The following is a 16,876-nucleotide window of genomic DNA, read 5'->3' on the forward strand; positions in this document are numbered from 1 at the left end:
AGGGGCCGGAACCCCTCCGTGGCGGCTCACTACGGCAGACGGATCGGGTTGACGATGTCCGCCGTCACGGTGAGTAGGGTCACGGCGCCACCGACGAGCACCAGGGCCACCGTGATCCCGGACAGCTTCGTGTAGTCGACCGGGCCACCGGCCGCCTTGCCGCGCAGCCCGCGGATCCAGTCGCGGACGCGCTCGTACCAGACCACCGCGATGTGCCCGCCGTCGAGCGGCAGCAGCGGCAGCAGGTTGAACACGCCGATGAAGAAGTTCAGGCTGGCCAGCAGGAGGAAGAACAGCAGCCAGACGCCCCGCTCGACCGCTTCGCCGCCGAGCCGGCTCGCGCCGACGACGCTGACCGGGGTGTTCTGGTCGCGCTCGCCGCCGAAGATCGCGGTGACCACGGCGGGAATCCGCTCGGGGAACTGGACGAGCCGCTGCGCCGTCTCGGCGAACATCGAGCCGGTGAAGCCGAACGTGGCGCCGATCGCGGAGACCGGGCCGTACTGCGTGGTCAGCTGCGGCACCTTGGGCGAGGCGCCGATCATGCCGACCTCCTTGACCCCGGCCGAGGTCCAGCGCTGCACCTTCGGCACGTCGACGACGAGCCACAGCTGCTCGGAGCCACGCTGCACCTCGAACACCGTCCGGCCGCTGGTGGCCTGCACGGCGGCGAGCATTTCGTCCCAGGTCGCGACTGGCTTCCCACCGACGGCGAGCACCTTGTCGCCGGCCAGCAGCCCGGCCGTCGCCGCCGGGGTCGGTGCGCCCTGCGGGCATGCGGAACTCGCCTGAGCCTCGGCCTGCTCCTTCGTCGTGGCCGAGCGGGCGCAGGAGGTCGAGTCCAGCACCGGCTGGGCCGGGGCCGCGGCCGCCGCGTTCGGCAGCCCGATCGTCACGGCCAGCAGGTAGAGCACCACGAAACCCAGGATGAAGTGGGTGATCGACCCGGCCGACATCACGACGGTGCGCTTCCAGGTCTTGAACCGCCACATCGCGCGCGGCGCCTCGTCCGGGGTGACCTCGTCGAGGGCGGTCATGCCGGCGATGTCGCAGAACCCGCCGAGCGGGATCCACTTCAGGCCGTATTCGGTCTCCCCGCGGCGCCAGGAGAACACCGTGGGCCCGAAGCCCACGAAGTACCGGCGGACCTTCATGCCGAAGGCCTTCGCGGTGACCATGTGCCCGGCCTCGTGCAACGCCACGGAGACACAGATCCCCAGCGCGAACAGCACGATGCCGATGATGTAGGCGAGCACCCGCTACTTCCCCTCGATGATCGACCCTGCCCGGGCGCGAGCCCAGCGCTCGGCCGCTAGTACGTCCTCGACGTCACGGGGTTCGCGACGCCATTCGTCGGCGGCTCCCACCACCTCGGAAACAGTGTCCACTATCGACGTGAAGCCGGTGTTCTGCGCGAGGAAAGCGGCGACGAGCTCCTCGTTCGCGGCGTTGTACACCGCGGGCAGGCAGCCGCCGGCGGCACCGCAGTGCCGGGCCAGCTCCACGGCCGGGAAGGCCTCGTCGTCCAGCGGCTCGAACGTCCAGGTGGCGGCCTTGTCCCAGGTGCAGGCGGGGGCGGCGTCGGGGACGCGGTCGGGCCAGTGCAGCGCCAGCGCGATCGGCAGCCGCATGTCGGGCGGGCTCGCCTGGGCGATCGTCGAGCCGTCGGCGAAAGTCACCATCGAGTGCACGATCGACTGCGGGTGCACGGTGACGTCGATCTTGTCCGGCGCGATGTCGAACAGCAGCGCGGCCTCGATCAGCTCCAGGCCCTTGTTGACCAGGGTGGCGGAGTTGATCGTGATGAGCGGGCCCATGGACCACGTCGGGTGCGCCATGGCCTGCTCGACGGTGACGTCGGCCAGCTCGGCGCGCTTGCGGCCGCGGAACGGGCCGCCGGAGGCGGTGAGCACGAGCCGGGCGACCTCGCCGCGGTGCCCGGCGCGCAGGGCCTGCGCGATGGCGGAGTGCTCGGAGTCGACGGGCACGAGCTGCCCCGGCTTGGCCGCGGCGAGGACCAGCGGCCCGCCGGCGATGAGCGACTCCTTGTTGGCGAGAGCGAGCGTGGCGCCGGTGGCGAGCGCCCGCAGCGTCGGCTCGAGGCCTCGAGAGCCCGGAAGCGCGTTGAGGACGGTGTCGACTCGCACGGCGTCGATCAGCTCGGTGACGGCGTCCGAACCGGCGAAGAGCCGCGGGAGCTTGAACTCGCCCTGGGCGTAGCCGCGCTGCTGCGCCTCGGCGTACAGCGCGAGCTGCACGTCTTCGGCGGCCGTGGCCTTGGTCACGGCGACGGCCTCGACGCCGTGGGCGAGCGCCTGCGCGGCCAGCGCGGCCGGATCGGCCCCGCCCGCGGCGATCCCGGCCACCCGGAACAGGTGCGGGTTGCGCGCGGCGACGTCGAGGGCCTGCACGCCGATGGACCCGGTCGAGCCGAGCACGAGAACGCTTCGCGAGGTAGTCATCGCCGGTCATTGTCGCGCGGGGCGTCTCCGCGGCGCACCCGGAGGTGTGGGATCATCGGCGGGTCCGAGGTTCACGGGGTTTGAGGAGTTCATCGTGGCAGGCAAGGCGGTCGAGAAGAGGCGGCCCGAGGTCGACCCGCGCGACGAGCCGTCCGCGGCCTGGGGCTGGCACGGCTCGTTCCCGAAGGCCACCCGCATCGCCGGCTGGGTCAGCGCGATCATCCTGCTGGTGATGATCAAGGGCAACCACGAGAACAACACCGAGAACGTCTGGCTGGTCGGCCTGGCGCTGTTCCTCGTCCTCCTGCTCGTGCTGGACATCCGCAAGCGGCGCACGGCCTGGCGCAAGTAGTTCGTCATTCGCTAACGTCCCCGGCATGAAGCTGCGCTGGGGTCTGGCTGTTCTTTCCGTGTTGGGTGCGCTGGTGGCGGCTCCCGCGCCGGCTTCCGCATCAGTGCCGTTGGTCCGATGCACGTTCACGCCGACGCCCTCGAACCCGGCCGCGCGGCCGGTGGTGCGTCCGTTGCCGTTCGCTCTGACGCGCGGGACCGTCGATGTGACGTTCCGGTTCAACTACGGGCCGGTGACGGTGCGGCTGAACCGCGCCGGAGCCGCTCCTTGTGCGGTGCACAACATGGTTTCGCTGGTTTCGCAGCGGTTCTACGACCGGTCCCAGTGCTGGCGTCTTTCCAACTCCGCCCGGCTCGGTGTTCTTCAGTGCGGGGACATCTACGAGGTGGAGAAGGGCGGGCCGGGGTACAAGTTCCCGGACGAGGTTTCCGGGACGGAGACGTACCCGCGTGGGACGATCGCGATGGGGAACCAGGGGCCAGGGACCAACGGGTCGGAGTTCTTCATCGTGCACTCGTTCGCGAACATCCCGGCGAACTATTCGGTGATGGGCAAGGTGATCCGCGGAATGGACGCCCTCGACCGGATGGTGGCGGACGGAATCATTCCGACCGACCCGAACGGGCCGCTCGACGGGGCGCCGGCGCATCCGGTGAAGATCCGGAAGGCTTCGCTCGGCTGGTAGCTCACCCGCGGGCACGCACCCAAGCGGCCTCGAACTCCTCGGCCGTGATGACTTCCGCGTGGAACTCCGGCTGGGCGTTGATCTCCCCGAGGCCGGGGAACGGCACCTCCCCCAGCCCGATCGTGTCCGTCTCCCGCCCCGCGTCCGCCCAGTCGGCCCGGCCGTCGCGGTAGACGTCGACCTTGCGCACCTCGTAGCGGTCCTCACCGAGTTCGCTGAACAGCTCGACCGGCTCGTCGGCGAAGCCGTGGTCCCAGCGCACCTTCACGTACGAGGTCATGGACCGACGATAGAGGCCAGCGCGTCCTTCACCGTCGTCACCAGGACGTCGCCGGCGCGCGGATCCCTCCGAGCCCGTTCCAGCGCCTCGGCCAGATACGTCGCGGCCTCGGGGGACGGGAAGAACGGCACGAGTTCTGCGTACCTGCCGAAGCTCGGCCAATGCCGTCCGGATGCCGCACTCCGTCCCGGGACGGCCGGGCCACGCCGAAGCACGCGACGACCCTGGTGAGATCCGGCGTCAAGAACAGCTCGAAGAAGTAGCGGTCACGCTGCCGGTCGTCGATCGTCGCCCTGGCCAGCGAGGCGCCTGGGTACGTCCCCAGCGCTCGGAGAGCCGCTTCGAAACCGACTGAACCCTGGCCGCTCCGGCGGCTGCGGTTTTCGCGGCGGCTGAAGAGCGACCGCATCGGCACCAGCGGCTGGGTACCGTTCTGGAACTCGGCCGGTGTACCTGCCGCCAAGGCCTCGCGAGCGAGGGCACACGGTTCGGTGCCGGCTTCGGCCAGCAGCTCGTCCAGGCGGGCGGCGGTCATCGTCGGCTCCCGCATGGCGCTCCCCAGGACGTCAAAAGCCGGGTGCCGTCCGGCACCCGGCTTCAAACTATCGTCAGCGTTCGCGGGACGGCGACACCAATTCGCTCGGCCCGCCGCCCGACTCGCCGGCCACCGCGGCCAGTTCCTCGCCCACCGATTCGCCGTCCGCCGGGCGCGTGTCCTTCGTCAACAGCGATGCCACCGCGCCGATCAGGCAGACCACGATCGCGAAGCCGAACGCCACCGCCAAGCCCGACTGGAACGGGCCCGAGATCAGGTTCGGGAAGAAGCTGCGGCCCGTCAGGAACGCCGCCTGGTCCGGCGGCAGCGCCGACAGCTGACCACCCAGTAGCTGCTGGATCGGGTTGTAGCCCAGGAACGCCGCGAACAGCACCGCCACCGCCGGGAGGTTGGCGATCTGCGCCGCCGAGGCCGCCGGGACGCCGTGCTCCGTCAGGCCCTGGCTCATCGTCGACGGGAGGCTGCTCGACAGGCCCGCGATGATCAGGCTGAAGAAGAAGCCGATCGACAGGACCATCGCCGCGTTCTGGAACGTCGTCATCATGCCCGCGCCGGAGCCGCGGGCGTCCGCCGGGAGGCTGTTCATCACCTCGGCGCGGTTCGGCGAGGAGAACATGCCCATGCCGATGCCGTTGATCAGCAGGATCGCCGCGAACGCCCAGTAGTCGAAGTTCACCGGCAGGATGATCAGCAGCAGGAACGTGATCGCCGTGATCAGCAGCCCGGTGGAGGCGAGCAGGCGGCTGCCGATCCGGTCGGCGAGGATGCCCGACGTCGGCGCGGCCAGCAGGAAGCCGACCGTCATCGGCAGCATGTAGATGCCCGCCCACAGCGGCGTCTGCTCGAACGTGTAGCCGTGCTGCGGCAGCCAGATGCCCTGCAACCAGATGATCAGGATGAACTGGAGCCCGCCGCGGCCGAGCGACGCCGTCAGGTTCGCGACGTTGCCCCAGGTGAACGAGCGGATCCGGAACAGCGACAGCCGGAACAGCGGGTTGTCGACCTTCGACTCGATGATCACGAACGCGACCAGCACCGCGAACCCGCCGATCAGGCAGCTGAGCACGAACGGGCTGCCCCAGCCGGTCGGGGACGAGCCGTAGGGCTGGATGCCGTACGTGATGCCGATCAGGACGGCGATGAGGCCGACCGCGAAGGTGATGTTGCCCCACCAGTCCATCCGCGCGTGCTTGCGGACGCCGGTGTCGTGCAGCTTGAGGTACGCCCAGACCGTGCCGATCACGCCGAACGGCACCGACACGAGGAAGATCAGGTTCCAGTCGACCGGGGCGAGCACCCCGCCGACGACCAGGCCGAGGAACGAGCCCGCGATCGCCGCGACGCCGTTCATGCCGAGCGCGAGACCGCGCTGGTTGGCCGGGAAGGCGTCGGTCAGGATCGCCGAGGAGTTCGCCATCAGGAAGGCGCCGCCGACGCCCTGCACGATCCGCCAGCCGATCAGCCACAACGCGGCCGCGTCGCCGTCGAACCAGGTGATGGCCAGCATGATCGAAGAAACGGTGAAGACGGCGAAGCCGAGGTTGTACATCCTCGCGCGGCCGTACATGTCGCCGAGCCTGCCGAAGCTCACCACCAGCACCGCGGTGACCACGAGGAAGCCCATGATCATCCACAGCAGGTAGCTGGTGTTGGCCGGTTCGAGGGGGTTGATGCCGATGCCCTTGAAGATGTCGGGCAGCGCGATCAGCACGATCGAGGAGTTGATCGTGGCGATCAGCATGCCCAGCGTCGTGTTGGACAGCGCGATCCACTTGTACCGCGGCCCCAGTTCCGCGATCGAATACGTCCGGCGTTCCGCCACTGTGCAACCCTTCTGCTCATCAGTCCCTTAGCTAGGCTAAGCAACTTGATTGCCCATGGCAACCAATCATGCGAAACGCATGGGAGAGCGTGATCACAGTCGCTGAATGTCCTTTGAGGACTGTTTACTGATGGCCGCGGAGGTGCTGGGCTGTGGACAGTTCGGCAGCCTGTGGACAACTCGGTCGTCCGGGGGTGCGGTGTGGACAACTCGGGCTCTTGTGGGCGGAACTGTCGGTGGGCGCCGGTAACGTTGAAACCGGGGGTCCCCCTCGCGGGTCTGGGGTTCTGGCAATTCCAGGTAGCTCCGCACGGCGCTCATCGACCCACCACCCCGAAGCCCGATTGTGACTACGGCCGGTAGCACCGCGTCAAGGCGGGAAAGCGTGCCTTGACCCGGTACTACCGGCCGTGTTCTGGCTTCGGATCGGGGCGGCGGGGGAGGTCTGGGTGGGGTGCCGGTCGTGCCTCAGCGTGCCGTTCACGCCGGTGAGGCGCCTGGGAAGGGGCGCTACGACTTTGCCGGAGCGAGGCGACCCGGGCGTCACCGCAGGAGCTTCCCCAGCACGGCCACCCCTTCGGCGATCTCCGTCGCCGTCCGCGCCGCGTAGCCGAGCACCAAACCGGGGCTCCCCGGGTGCTGGCGGTGCCACGACAGCGGCTGGACCTTCACCCCCTCCGCCAGCGCGGCCGCCGCCAGGGCGACGTCGTCCACCTCGCCGCCGAACGTGATCGTCAGGTGCAGGCCCGCCGCCGCGCCGTGGACCACCGCCGACGGCAGGGCCGCCGACAGGGCGCGGATCATCGCGTCGCGGCGGCGGCGGTGGCGGGCCCGCACCACCCGCAGCTGCCGCTCCAGCTCGCCGGTCTCCATGAAGCGGGCCAGGACCAGCTGCGGCAGCACTCCGTTGCCGAGGTCCGCGAACCGCTTCGCCGCCACGAGGTCTTCCCGGAACCGCGGCGGCGCGAGCAGCCAGCCGATGCGCAACGCCGGCGCCAGCAGCTTCGAAACGCTGCCCATGTAACACACTTCGGGCAGCATCGACCGGACCGCGGGCACCGGCGCGCGGTCGTAGCGGTGCTCCGCGTCGTAGTCGTCCTCGACGACGATGCCGCCCTCGGCCGCCCAGCGCATCAGGTCCCGGCGGCGCTCGCCGCCCAGGACCACGCCCATCGGGAACTGGTGGGCCGGCGTCAGCAGCACGGCCGGCGCGCTCAGCTCGGCGACACGCAGGCCGTCGTCGTCCACTCCGACTGGCGGTGTCGCCAGGCCGCAGTGGTGCAGGTGCTGCCGGGCGCCGAGCGAGCTCGGGTCCTCCACCGCCAGTTCGGTGACGCCGCGCTGCCTCAGCACGTCCCCGAGCAGCGTCAGCGCCTGCGCCACCCCGGCCACGATGATGATCTCCCCCGGATCGGCCCTGATCCCGCGGCTGCGCGCCAGCCAGTGCGACACCGCCCGCCGCATCGCCGGTGCCCCGCGCGGATCGCCGTAACCGAACTGGGACGGCTCCAGCTCGTCCAGCACCGAGCGTTCCGCCCGCAGCCAGGCCGCCCGCGGGAACGCCGTCAGGTCCGGCACGCCGGGGGTGAGGTCGATCCGGGCCGGAGCCGCGCGGATCACGTCGAAGATGTCGGGACCGGGCGATGGCGTGATCACCTTCGCCGGCGAAGAAACCGGGACCGGCTCGGGCGGAACCACCGGTGCGGCGACCACGACGGTGCCCGCCCGGCCGCGGCCCGCGGCGTGGCCGTCGTCGACCAGCCGCTGGTAGGCCTCGGTGACCACGCCCCGCGACACGCGCAGCTCGGCGGCCAGCACCCGGGACGCGGGCAGCCGGCCGCCGACCGGGAGCCTGCCGTCGGCGATCGCCGCGCGCAGCTGCCCGGCGAGCCAGTCCGCGAGCCCGCCTGGTGGCGCCTCGCGGACGTCCAGCTGGAGGAAGTCCGACCCTATGGACCCCTCAGCGAGGGCGGTTTTGGCTCTGTCCATCGGACCATTATCGCAGCACGCTGGGCTCATGGACACCGGTTACGTGCACGGATACACCGAACCCGAAGCCCGGCGCCTCGGCGACCAGGCCGACACCCTGGCTGAGCTGCTGCACGCGGGGACGGCCTATCCGGCGGGGAGCCGCGTGCTGGAGGCCGGCTGCGGCGTCGGCGCCCAGACCGTCCACCTCGTGGCCCGCAGCCCCGGCGCGCACCTGACCGCGGTCGACGTCTCCGCGGCGTCCCTCGCGGAGGCGCGGAAGCGAGTCAGGGGCGTCGAGTTCCGCCAAGCCGACCTCTTCGACCTCGACGGCGAATACGACCACGTCTTCGTCTGCTTCGTGCTGGAACACCTGACGGAGCCGGAGAAAGCCCTGGCGCACCTGCGCACCCTGCTGCGGCCGGGCGGCACGATCACGGTGATCGAAGGCGACCACGGGTCGGCGTTCCACCACCCGCGCAGCGAGTACGCCCAGGCCGCCATCGACTGCCTCGTCCGCCTGCAGGCCGACGCCGGCGGTGACGCGCTCATCGGACGGCGCCTGTACCCGCTGCTCACCGGCGCCGGGTTCGACGGCGTGGCGGTCGAACCCCGGACGGTCTACGCCGACGCGTCCCGGCCCCACCTCGTCACCGGGTTCACCCGCGACACCTTCACCGCGATGGTCGAAGGCGTCGGCGAGACCGCCGTCGCCCGCGGGCTCGCCACCGAGGACGGCTGGGCGCGCGGGGTCGCCGACCTCCACCGCGCGGGCACCGGAGACGGGACCTTCCACTACACGTTCTTCAAGGCCACCGGGAGGAAGTCATGAGCACCTGGCGCCCACGGCCGCGGCTGGCCGGCAGTACCGACGTCGTCGACCGGGATCTCCAGCGGATCGAACAGGACATCGCGGCTCTCGAACGTTCCTATCCCACGACGCGGTCCAAGGCCGTCAAGTGGTTCCGGACCCGGGTCGCGCCGGGCACGCATTCCCCGGCGTAGCAGGCCAGCGCGCGTTCCCAGTGCTCGCGCGCGGCATCCGGGTCGCCGAGTCCACAGTGGACTTCGCCGAGCCCGCAGTGGGCCCGCCCCTGTTCGGGACGGCAGCCCGTCTTCTTCGCCACCGCAAGGGCTTCGCGGTGGTACGCGAGCGCGTCCGAAGAAGCACCGCGCGCGGCGGAGAGGGCACCGAGGCTGTTGAGCACGCGGGATTCCACGCCCCGGTCGCCGCATTCGCGGGCCAGGCTCAGCGCCTCTTCGAGGTGCCGGGCCGCTTCCGCGTGCCGCCCCTGGGCCAGCCGGACGTCGCCCAGGTGCTTCAGCGCGACACTGCGGTTCGTCGGGCTTCCCGTCTCCTGCGCGATTTCCAGCGCCCGCTCCAGGTGCGCGGCGGCTTCCGCGTGCCGGCCGCGGGCGTGTTCGACGTCGCCGAGGATGCCCAGGGCGTACCCCTCACTCACCCGCACGCCCATCGCGCGGAGGTGTTCCAGCCCCTCTTCCAGGGCCCGGACCGCTTCGTCGTGGCGTCCCAGTGCCGACAACGCGTCGCCCATGTTGACCAGCGCGTAGCCCTCGCTGGTGCGGTCGGCGATGTCCCGCGCGAGGGCGAGTGCCGCTTCGAAGTGGCCGATCGCTTCGCCGTACCGGCCGATGCCGCGGCACGAACAGCCGAGCACCACCAGGACCAGGCCTTCGCTGGTGCGGTCGCCCGTCCGCCGGGCCAGCTCGAGCGCCTCCGCCGAGTACCCGATCCCTTCGGCGAACCGGCCCAGTGCGCGGCAGACCAGGCCGAGGGTGTTGACCGCGTGGATCTCGGTCCGCCGGTCGCCGGTCTCGCGGGCGAGGACGAGCGCCTCCTCGAGGTACCGCAGCGCTTCCCGCGACCGGCCGACGCGCCAGTGGCCGAGCGCGATGAGGATCAGCGGCTCGGCCTCGGCCGCCCGGTCGCCGGCGTAGTGGGCCAGCGCCGACGCGTGCGTGTGCAGCACCAGCGCTTCCTCGTGGTAGCCGCCGACGTCGAGGTAGTGCCAGAGGATCCCGGACAGCAGCCGCAGGTGCTCCGGCCACCCGTGCCGGGTCGCGTGCGCGGCCACCGCGAGGAGGTTGCGGCGCTCGGCCTCCAGCCACGCCTGCGCGTCGATCACCTTGACGTCCGGGTCCGGCACCCGCGGGCGCAGGTGCCGCTCCTGCGGCAGGACGACGTCCATGGCCTGCGCCGCCGACCGGACGTAGAAGTCGAACAGCCGCTCTCGCGCCGCGTGGCTTTCGTCCGGATCGGCGGCCGCCAGCTCGGCCGCGTAGACGCGCAGCAGGTCGTGCAGCTGGACGCGGTCCTCGCCGGTCTGCTGCGCGAGGTGAGCCCGCACCAGCGTGCCGGCCAGCCGTTCCGCCTCGGTCAGGGGAACGCCGGCGAGCGCGGCGAGCGCGGCCGGCGTCAGGTCGCGGCCCGGGTGCAGGCCGCAGAGCCGGAACACGCGCGCGGCGTCGGGCTCCAGATGGTGATAGGACCACGAAAACACGGCACGGACCGCGGTCAGCGGGTCACCGCCGCCGTCGAGCAGGTCGAGCCGCCGCCGTTCGTCGGCCAGCTCCGCCGCGAGCTCGGCGAGGCGCTCCCCCGGCCGGCCGATCGCCAGCTCGGCGACCAGGCGCAGGGCCAGCGGCAGCCGCGCGGAGTACCCGATCAGCGCCGAGGTGGCCTCGGGTTCGTCGTCGACACGCCGTCCGAGCAGCGCCCGCAGCAGGTCGCGGGCTTCGGTCTCGGTGAGCAGGTCGACGAGCACGCGGCGGGCGCCGTCGCGGGCGACCAGGCCAGGCAGCGCGTCCCGGCTGGTCACCAGGACCAGGCACGACGCCGAACCGGGCAGCAGTGGGCGGACCTGCCCGGCCGAACCGGCGTTGTCCAGCACCAGCAGCATCCGGCGGCCGGTGAGCACGGTGCGGAACTTCGCGGCCCGCTCGTCCTGCTCGGCGGGAATGTCGGCGCCGTCGACGCCGAGGGCGCGGAGGAACCCGGACAGCGCGTCACCCGGCTCCACCGGCCGGACCGTGCCGTAGCCGTGCAGGTCGAGGTAGAGCTGCCCGTCCGGGAACGCGGCGGGCGACCGCTGTGCCCAGTGCACGGCGAGCGCGGTCTTGCCGACCCCGCCGGTCCCGGACAGGACGGCGATCCGCGCGCCGGTGTCGTCTTCGGCGCGGTGCAGCAGAGCGTCCAGCTCGGCCAGCTGCGCCGCGCGGCCGCGGAACCCGGCGACGTCCGCGGGCAGCTGCGCCGGCACCCGGGACGGCGGTTCCGGGACGGCGAAGTCCTGCCGCAGCACCTGTCGCTGGGCCGCGCGCAGCTCGGGGCCCGGTTCGATGCCCAGCTCGCCGGCCAGCCGGCGGCGCACGTCCTCGAACACGTCCAGGGCGGCGGCCTGGCGTCCGGACGCGGCGAGCGCCAGCATCAGCTTGGCGTGCGCGGCCTCGTCGAGCGGCTCCTGGGCGGTCAGCGCCCGCAGCCGCACCGCCGCGTCTTCGGGGTCCGCGGTCCCGGCGTAGGCCAGGACCGTCTTGGCGTGCCGCATCGCCAGCGCCAGCCGGACGGGATGCTGCCGGAGCCGTTCGACGTCGGCGAGCGCGGGCCCGCGCCACAGGTCCAGGGCCTCGCGGTAGGCCGGCGGTTCCCGGCTGAGAAAGGCCTCGAACTCGAGGAGGTCCAGCTCGGCTTCGCCGGCGGAGAGCCGGTAGCCGCCCTTGTCGGTGACGATCAGGTCGGCGGGACGCAGCGCCCGCCGCAGCCGCGCGACGTAGGTGTGGAGCAGTTCCAGGCACGACGGCGGCGGCTCGTCCCAGATGACGTCGACGAGGTCTTCCCGCCGGACGGTCCGGTTCGGCTGCAGGGCCAGCAACGCCAGCAGCAGGCGCTGTTTCTCCGCGCCGATCTCGACCGGCTCGGCCCCGCGCGTCACGGCGAGCGGTCCGAGGACACCGATCCGCACCGGCTCCGGCGGGGCTTCGGCAAGCGCTTCCCGCAACCGCCGTTCGGTCTCCGGCCGGGGCCGCCGGACGCTGCCGAGCTCGGCGTTGCGCACCGCGCGCAGGCTCAGTCCGGCGCGTTCGGCGAGCTGGGCCTGGGTGAGGCCGGCGAGCCCGCGCCGCTTCCGCAGCCAGCCGGCGAACGACAGGCCTTCCTCCACAGACGTCCTCTCCCGCGTACCCCCGCGGCACGTACCCCTCCAGCATCACCATCGTGCCGCTCCGGATGTACCACCGAACGGCGAAGATAACCATTTCCGCAGGTGCGGACGGTGACGACGGCGGGGGACGGCGGTACAGGCGCTCGTCCACCGCCGTTTCCTAGGCTTTCCCGCGTCCGGTAGTGGTGGCGAGGGGTTCGAGGGAGCAGCCGTCGCATGGGGTACGACGGCTGCGCCCGGACCTTCACACGCCGAAGCGCTTCAGCAGCGCGCGTACGGCGGCCGGGTCCTCGACGTGGGCGTTGTGGCCGAGACCGTCGAGCGTGACCGCGTCCGGATCGAGTGCCCGCAGCTGCTCCGGACGGCTCATCGGGTCGTTTTCGCCCGCTGCCAACACGATTGGGCATCGCGCCGCGGCGAGCAGAGCGGGCATGTCCGGCGCGCCGACGCCGAACGCGGCCGGGTCCATCGCGAGACGCCAACCCCCCTCGGTCTCGCGCAGCCCGGCCGGGTCGGCGGGCGCGATCCCGAGCAGCCCGGAGACCTTCAGGTAGGCCTGCTCGGCGTCTTCCCGCGTCTCGAACACCCGGGCCGGCCGGGCCGCGAAGGACGCCGCGCGGCCCAGGTCGTCCTGGCTCCACTCGACCTTCACCCCAAGCGCCAGCACGCCTTCGACCTCGACGTCGTAGCGGCCGGAGGCCAGTTCCAGCGCCAGCACCCCGCCGAGCGAGTGCCCGGCGACGACGAACGGGCCCTTCCCCGGCAGCGCCCGCGCGACCGCGGCGGTGAGCGTCTCGAAGCTGTAGTGCGGCAGCGGCGCGGACAGGCCGTGGCCGGGCAGGTCGGGCACCAGGACGCGCCGCTCGAACGCGACGGAGAAGTGGGCCCAGACGGCGCCGGTCGCGCCCAGGCCGTGCAGGAGGAGGACGGCCGGTTCGCCCTGGCCGCCGGTGCGCATGTTGAGCGTGTCCATCGCAGCAGCCTTCCCTAAGACGGCCGCGCGCGGCTAGGGCGGAGGCCGTCGACGATGACCGTCACCACCGTGGGCGCGCGCTTGTCCCACTCCGGCCCGGGAATCCGCGACAACGCGCCCAGCAGCAGGATGACGTCGGTGGCGTCGACGCCTTCACGCACTTCGCCGGCGGCCTTCCCCCGGTCGAGCAACAGCTCCAGCGCTTCGTCGAGCCGGTGGTGCTGGCCGGCGTAGAGGTCCTGCCACGCCGACGCCTCGATCGCCGCCATGACCCCGCGTTTGACGCGCGCGTACTCGACCAGCCGGTCGAGCCACCCGGTGAGCGCCCGGAGCGGGGGATGCTCGGCCAGCAAGGGCGCCACGGCGTCGACCAGCTCGGTCAGCTCGTGGCGGTACACCTCCGCCAGCAGGTGCTCGCGGGTCGGGAAGTGCCGGTAGAGCGTGCCCTGCCCCACCCCGGCCGCCTTGGCGACCAGGTGCAGCTTGAGGTCGTCCACCGCGCCGTTGGACCTGCTCAGCTCGGCCCGCGCGGCCTCCACGATGCGGTCGCGGTTGGCGACCGCGTCCGACCGGCGCTCACGGCTCACGAAGGGCCTCCTCAGATAAGTGGACAACTGTCCGGTACGGTGGTGCCGTTAACCGGACAGTTGTCAACTTAGCCGAGGAGAGTCTCATGAGCACCCTGGACAAGGTCGTCGCGATCACCGGAGCCAGCAGCGGGATCGGCGAAGCCACCGCACGGGAGCTGGCGGCCCGCGGTGCGGCCGTCGTGCTCGGCGCGCGGCGCACCGACCGGCTCGACGCGCTCGTCGCGGACATCCGCGCCGCGGGCGGCCGCGCGGAACTGGCGGAAACCGACGTCACCCGGCGCGCCGACCTCGAGCGGCTGGTGGCGCTGGCCGTGGACCGGTTCGGCCGCCTCGACGTGCTGGTGGGCAATGCCGGGGTCGCCCGGATCGCGCCCGTGGCCGCCCTCGACGTCGACGACTGGGACGCGATGATCGACGTCAACCTGCGCGGGGTCCTGCACGGCATCGCTGCCGCGCTGCCGGTGTTCCGCGAGCAGGGCCGCGGGCACTTCGTGACCACCGTGTCGACGTCGGGCCTCAAGATCGTCCCCGGCCAGGCCATCTACGCCGGGACGAAGAACGCCGTCCGCACGCTGCTGGAAGCGCTGCGCCAGGAGTCCACCGACGGCGTGCTCCGGACGACGGCCATCTCCCCGGGGTATGTCCGCACCGAGCTCGTCGACCACGTCGAAGACCCCGGTCAGCGCGAGCAGGCCCAGCAGGCCATGGCCACCCTGGGGATCAGCCCCGACGCCGTCGCGCGCGCCATCGCGTTCGCGATCGAGCAGCCGGACGACGTCGAAATCGGCGAGCTCACCATCCGGCCCACCCGGCAGGGCTGAGCGGCTAGGGTCGGTTCGTGGGGATCACCGATCCGGACACCTACGTGCGGGGTGTCCCGTACGAGGAGCTGGCGCGGCTGCGGCGCGAGTCGCCGGTGGTGCGCGTCGACGACTTCTGGGCGGTGCTGCGCCACGCCGACGTGCGGCGGGTGCTGCGCGACCCCGCGCTGTTCTCCTCGCAGCTCGGCGGGACGCAGATCCGTGACGCCGCCGACCTGGCATACGTGCGCCGGATGATGCTCAACATGGACCCGCCGGAGCACGGCAGGCTGCGCGGGCTGCTCACCAAGGCGTTCACCCCGCGTGCGGTCGCGAAGCTGACTTCGCAGATCGAGACCTGGGCGCGGGACCTCGTCGCCGCGGTCGCCGGCCAGGGTGAGTGCGACTTCGCTCAGGTCGCCGCCGATCTGCCGCTGCTCACCCTGGCCGCGGTGTTCGGCGTGCCGGAACAGGACCGGCGGCTGATGTACGACTGGAGCAACCGCGTGATCGGCTACCAGGACGCCGAGTACGCGGTCAGCTCGACCGTCTCCCCCGCCGAGGTGACCGGGCTGGCGCGGGCCGCGCTCGCCGTCCGACCGGTGCCCGGCCCGGACGGCGCGATGCCGGACCCGCGGACCCGCGCGGGCATGCCGGACCTCTACGCGTACGCGAACGCGCTCGGCGAGTACAAGCGCGAGCACCCGGGCGACGACGTGATGAGCAACCTGATGCGGCACGTCGGCGACGACGGCGCCCGCGTCTCGCTCGCCGAGTTCGAGAACCTGTTCTGGCTATTTTCGGTGGCGGGCAACGAAACCCTCCGCAACGGCCTGCCCGGCGGGCTGCTCGCCCTGCTGTCGCACCCCGGGCAGTACCGGCGGCTGCGGGAAGACCGGTCCCTGCTGCCGTCGGCGGTCGAAGAGATGCTGCGCTGGTGGACGCCGGTGATGCACTTCCGGCGCACCGCGACCGCGGACGTCCGGCTGTCCGATGTGGACATCCGGGCCGGGGACAAGGTGGTGGTCTGGTTCTCCTCGGCCAACCGGGACCCGGAGGTGTTCGAGGACCCGGACGTCTTCGACGTCGCCCGGACGCCGAACGACCACCTGACCTTCGGCCACGGCCCGCACTTCTGCCTCGGCGCGCACCTGGCGCGGGTCCAGCTGCGGGCGATGTTCGACGCCGTGCTCGATCTGCCCGGCTTCGTGGAACTCGCCGGGGAGCCGGTGCGACTGCGGTCGAACTTCCAGAACGGCCTCAAGTCGCTGCCGGTCCGGTGGGCCCGCTGATGGAGATCCGGGAACTGCGGGCGTTCGTCGCGGTCGTCGAAGCCGGGGCGATGTCCAAGGCGGCGCGGCTGCTGCACGTGAGCCAGCCGGCGCTGTCCCAGACGATCACCGCGCTGGAACGCCGCCTCGGCGTCCGGCTGCTGGTGCGCACCAGCACCGGCGTACAGGCGACCGACGCCGGGACGACGTTGCTGGGCGAAGCGCGCGCGGTCCTGGCGCGCCACGACCAGGCGCTCGCCGCGATGGCCCGGCACACCGAGACCGGCGGCGGCGTGCTGCGCGTCGGCGTCCCGCTGGAACTGCCGCCGGAGCTGCTGCCGTCGGCGCTCGCGCGGCTCGGGGACACGCGGGTGCAGGCGCGGCACCTGTCGTCGGTGGCGCAGGTCGCCGCGCTGCGGGCGGGCGAGCTGGACGTCGGGCTGGTCCGCGAACGCCCGGCCGGGCCCGACCTGGACGCGGTGCTGGTCGTCGAGGAGGACGTGGGCGTCCTGCTCGCGGCGGACCTCGCCGAGAAGCTGGGCTCGCCGGTGCGGCTGGATGCGCTGGCCGGGCTGGACTGGTTCGCCTTCCCCCGCGCGGGCAGCCCGGCGTGGTACGACGAGCTGGCGGCGATCCTGCGCAGCCACGGCCTCGACGTCGGTGCCGAGGTCCCGGAGGAGCAGCGGCTGATCGTCGAGCTGAAGATCCCGGCGGTCAGCGCGGGCACGGCCTACGCGTTCGCGCCGCCCGAGTGGCCGTACCCGCTGCCGGACACGGTGCGGTGGCGGCCGCTGGCCGGGAACCCGATCGTGCGGCGGACCTGGGCCGTGTGGCCGGCGAACTCGCACCGGCGCGACGTCGCGGAGTTCGTCGCGGCGCTGGAAGACCATCGGCGGGGCGAATCGCGGGCATAAGCAGTGCCGAAGGCTCGTTCGG

Annotated in this window: 15 protein-coding genes; 6 read left to right on the forward strand and 9 right to left on the reverse strand. The window is 72.2% G+C overall.

Translation table 11 applies throughout. The features are described 5' to 3' along the window. Window positions 1–29 precede the first annotated feature (29 nt). Window positions 30–1,256, reverse strand: coding sequence for a M50 family metallopeptidase (locus CF165_RS36730; protein ID WP_093952193.1), 1,227 nt, complete (start codon window positions 1,254–1,256; stop codon window positions 30–32). A 3-nt stretch (window positions 1,257–1,259) separates the two neighbouring features. After that, window positions 1,260–2,462, reverse strand: a complete 1,203-nt coding sequence (gene dxr, locus CF165_RS36735) for a 1-deoxy-D-xylulose-5-phosphate reductoisomerase (RefSeq protein ID WP_093952194.1) — start codon at window positions 2,460–2,462, stop codon at window positions 1,260–1,262. A 94-nt stretch (window positions 2,463–2,556) separates the two neighbouring features. Between dxr and CF165_RS36740 the strand changes: the two genes are divergently transcribed. Together CF165_RS36740 and CF165_RS36745 are read left to right on the forward strand one after the other, a co-directional pair. Then, window positions 2,557–2,814 carry a DUF2631 domain-containing protein gene (locus CF165_RS36740; RefSeq protein WP_020644532.1) on the forward strand — a complete coding sequence of 86 codons (258 nt, stop codon included), beginning with the start codon at window positions 2,557–2,559 and terminating at the stop codon, window positions 2,812–2,814. A 25-nt stretch (window positions 2,815–2,839) separates the two neighbouring features. Then, entirely contained in the window at window positions 2,840–3,499 is a 660-nt protein-coding gene (locus CF165_RS36745) for a peptidylprolyl isomerase (protein ID WP_093952195.1), read from the forward strand. Between the two features lies 1 nt (window position 3,500). Here CF165_RS36745 and CF165_RS36750 read toward each other — a convergent pair whose 3' ends face one another. The 4 genes from CF165_RS36750 to pdxR form a co-directional block, all read right to left on the reverse strand. Continuing rightward, window positions 3,501–3,779 (reverse strand): DUF6881 domain-containing protein, encoded by a 279-nt coding sequence (locus tag CF165_RS36750; RefSeq protein WP_093952196.1) that lies wholly within the window; start codon window positions 3,777–3,779, stop codon window positions 3,501–3,503. 37 nt (window positions 3,780–3,816) lie between these two features. Next, a complete protein-coding gene (locus CF165_RS36755) occupies window positions 3,817–4,329 on the reverse strand; it encodes a hypothetical protein (RefSeq protein WP_093952197.1) in 513 nt (170 codons plus the stop codon). Between the two features lie 58 nt (window positions 4,330–4,387). Beyond that, window positions 4,388–6,157: an MFS transporter gene (locus CF165_RS36760; RefSeq protein ID WP_093952198.1), complete on the reverse strand. Its 1,770-nt coding sequence runs from the start codon at window positions 6,155–6,157 to the stop codon at window positions 4,388–4,390. A 543-nt stretch (window positions 6,158–6,700) separates the two neighbouring features. After that, entirely contained in the window at window positions 6,701–8,146 is a 1,446-nt protein-coding gene (gene pdxR / locus CF165_RS36765) for a MocR-like pyridoxine biosynthesis transcription factor PdxR (RefSeq protein ID WP_093952199.1), read from the reverse strand. A gap of 28 nt (window positions 8,147–8,174) precedes the next feature. On the opposite strand from pdxR, the gene CF165_RS36770 reads away from it, so the two are divergent. Continuing rightward, a complete protein-coding gene (locus CF165_RS36770) occupies window positions 8,175–8,957 on the forward strand; it encodes a methyltransferase (protein ID WP_093952200.1) in 783 nt (260 codons plus the stop codon). 97 nt (window positions 8,958–9,054) lie between these two features. On the opposite strand, the gene CF165_RS36775 is transcribed toward CF165_RS36770, so the two are convergent. The 3 genes from CF165_RS36775 to CF165_RS36785 all read right to left on the reverse strand — a co-directional run bounded on the left by CF165_RS36775 (window position 9,055) and on the right by CF165_RS36785 (window position 13,866). Next, the gene (locus CF165_RS36775; protein ID WP_093952201.1) at window positions 9,055–12,306 is read right to left on the reverse strand and encodes a tetratricopeptide repeat protein; all 3,252 of its coding nucleotides are present in this window, start codon (window positions 12,304–12,306) and stop codon (window positions 9,055–9,057) included. Between the two features lie 244 nt (window positions 12,307–12,550). Further along, window positions 12,551–13,279, reverse strand: coding sequence for an alpha/beta fold hydrolase (locus CF165_RS36780; RefSeq protein ID WP_093952202.1), 729 nt, complete (start codon window positions 13,277–13,279; stop codon window positions 12,551–12,553). Between the two features lie 14 nt (window positions 13,280–13,293). Beyond that, window positions 13,294–13,866: a TetR/AcrR family transcriptional regulator gene (locus CF165_RS36785; protein ID WP_093952203.1), complete on the reverse strand. Its 573-nt coding sequence runs from the start codon at window positions 13,864–13,866 to the stop codon at window positions 13,294–13,296. A gap of 86 nt (window positions 13,867–13,952) precedes the next feature. Between CF165_RS36785 and CF165_RS36790 the strand changes: the two genes are divergently transcribed. From CF165_RS36790 to CF165_RS36800, 3 genes are read left to right on the forward strand one after another with little or no spacing between them, the layout of a single operon-like run. Next, the gene (locus CF165_RS36790; RefSeq protein WP_093952204.1) at window positions 13,953–14,690 is read left to right on the forward strand and encodes an SDR family oxidoreductase; all 738 of its coding nucleotides are present in this window, start codon (window positions 13,953–13,955) and stop codon (window positions 14,688–14,690) included. A 17-nt stretch (window positions 14,691–14,707) separates the two neighbouring features. Further along, window positions 14,708–15,961, forward strand: coding sequence for a cytochrome P450 (locus CF165_RS36795; RefSeq protein ID WP_093952205.1), 1,254 nt, complete (start codon window positions 14,708–14,710; stop codon window positions 15,959–15,961). After that, entirely contained in the window at window positions 15,961–16,854 is an 894-nt protein-coding gene (locus tag CF165_RS36800; RefSeq protein ID WP_240521953.1) for a LysR family transcriptional regulator, read from the forward strand. Before CF165_RS36795 ends, CF165_RS36800 begins: the two co-directional genes overlap by 1 nt. Window positions 16,855–16,876 lie beyond the last annotated feature (22 nt).

This window comes from Amycolatopsis vastitatis (assembly GCF_002234595.1).
In the GTDB taxonomy this organism is placed as follows: Bacteria; Actinomycetota; Actinomycetes; order Mycobacteriales; family Pseudonocardiaceae; genus Amycolatopsis; species Amycolatopsis vastitatis.

Bases quoted from the DNA above. Each gene is read 5' to 3' on its own strand.
- CF165_RS36780 (WP_093952202.1), bottom strand. From the start codon at position 13,279: ATGGACACGCTCAACATGCGCACCGGCGGCCAGGGCGAACCGGCCGTC.
- CF165_RS36755 (WP_093952197.1), bottom strand. From the start codon at position 4,329: ATGCGGGAGCCGACGATGACCGCCGCCCGCCTGGACGAGCTGCTGGCC.
- CF165_RS36790 (WP_093952204.1), top strand. From the start codon at position 13,953: ATGAGCACCCTGGACAAGGTCGTCGCGATCACCGGAGCCAGCAGCGGG.
- CF165_RS36800 (WP_240521953.1), top strand. From the start codon at position 15,961: ATGGAGATCCGGGAACTGCGGGCGTTCGTCGCGGTCGTCGAAGCCGGG.
- dxr (WP_093952194.1), bottom strand. From the start codon at position 2,462: ATGACTACCTCGCGAAGCGTTCTCGTGCTCGGCTCGACCGGGTCCATC.
- CF165_RS36750 (WP_093952196.1), bottom strand. From the start codon at position 3,779: ATGACCTCGTACGTGAAGGTGCGCTGGGACCACGGCTTCGCCGACGAG.
- CF165_RS36770 (WP_093952200.1), top strand. From the start codon at position 8,175: ATGGACACCGGTTACGTGCACGGATACACCGAACCCGAAGCCCGGCGC.
- pdxR (WP_093952199.1), bottom strand. From the start codon at position 8,146: ATGGACAGAGCCAAAACCGCCCTCGCTGAGGGGTCCATAGGGTCGGAC.
- CF165_RS36745 (WP_093952195.1), top strand. From the start codon at position 2,840: ATGAAGCTGCGCTGGGGTCTGGCTGTTCTTTCCGTGTTGGGTGCGCTG.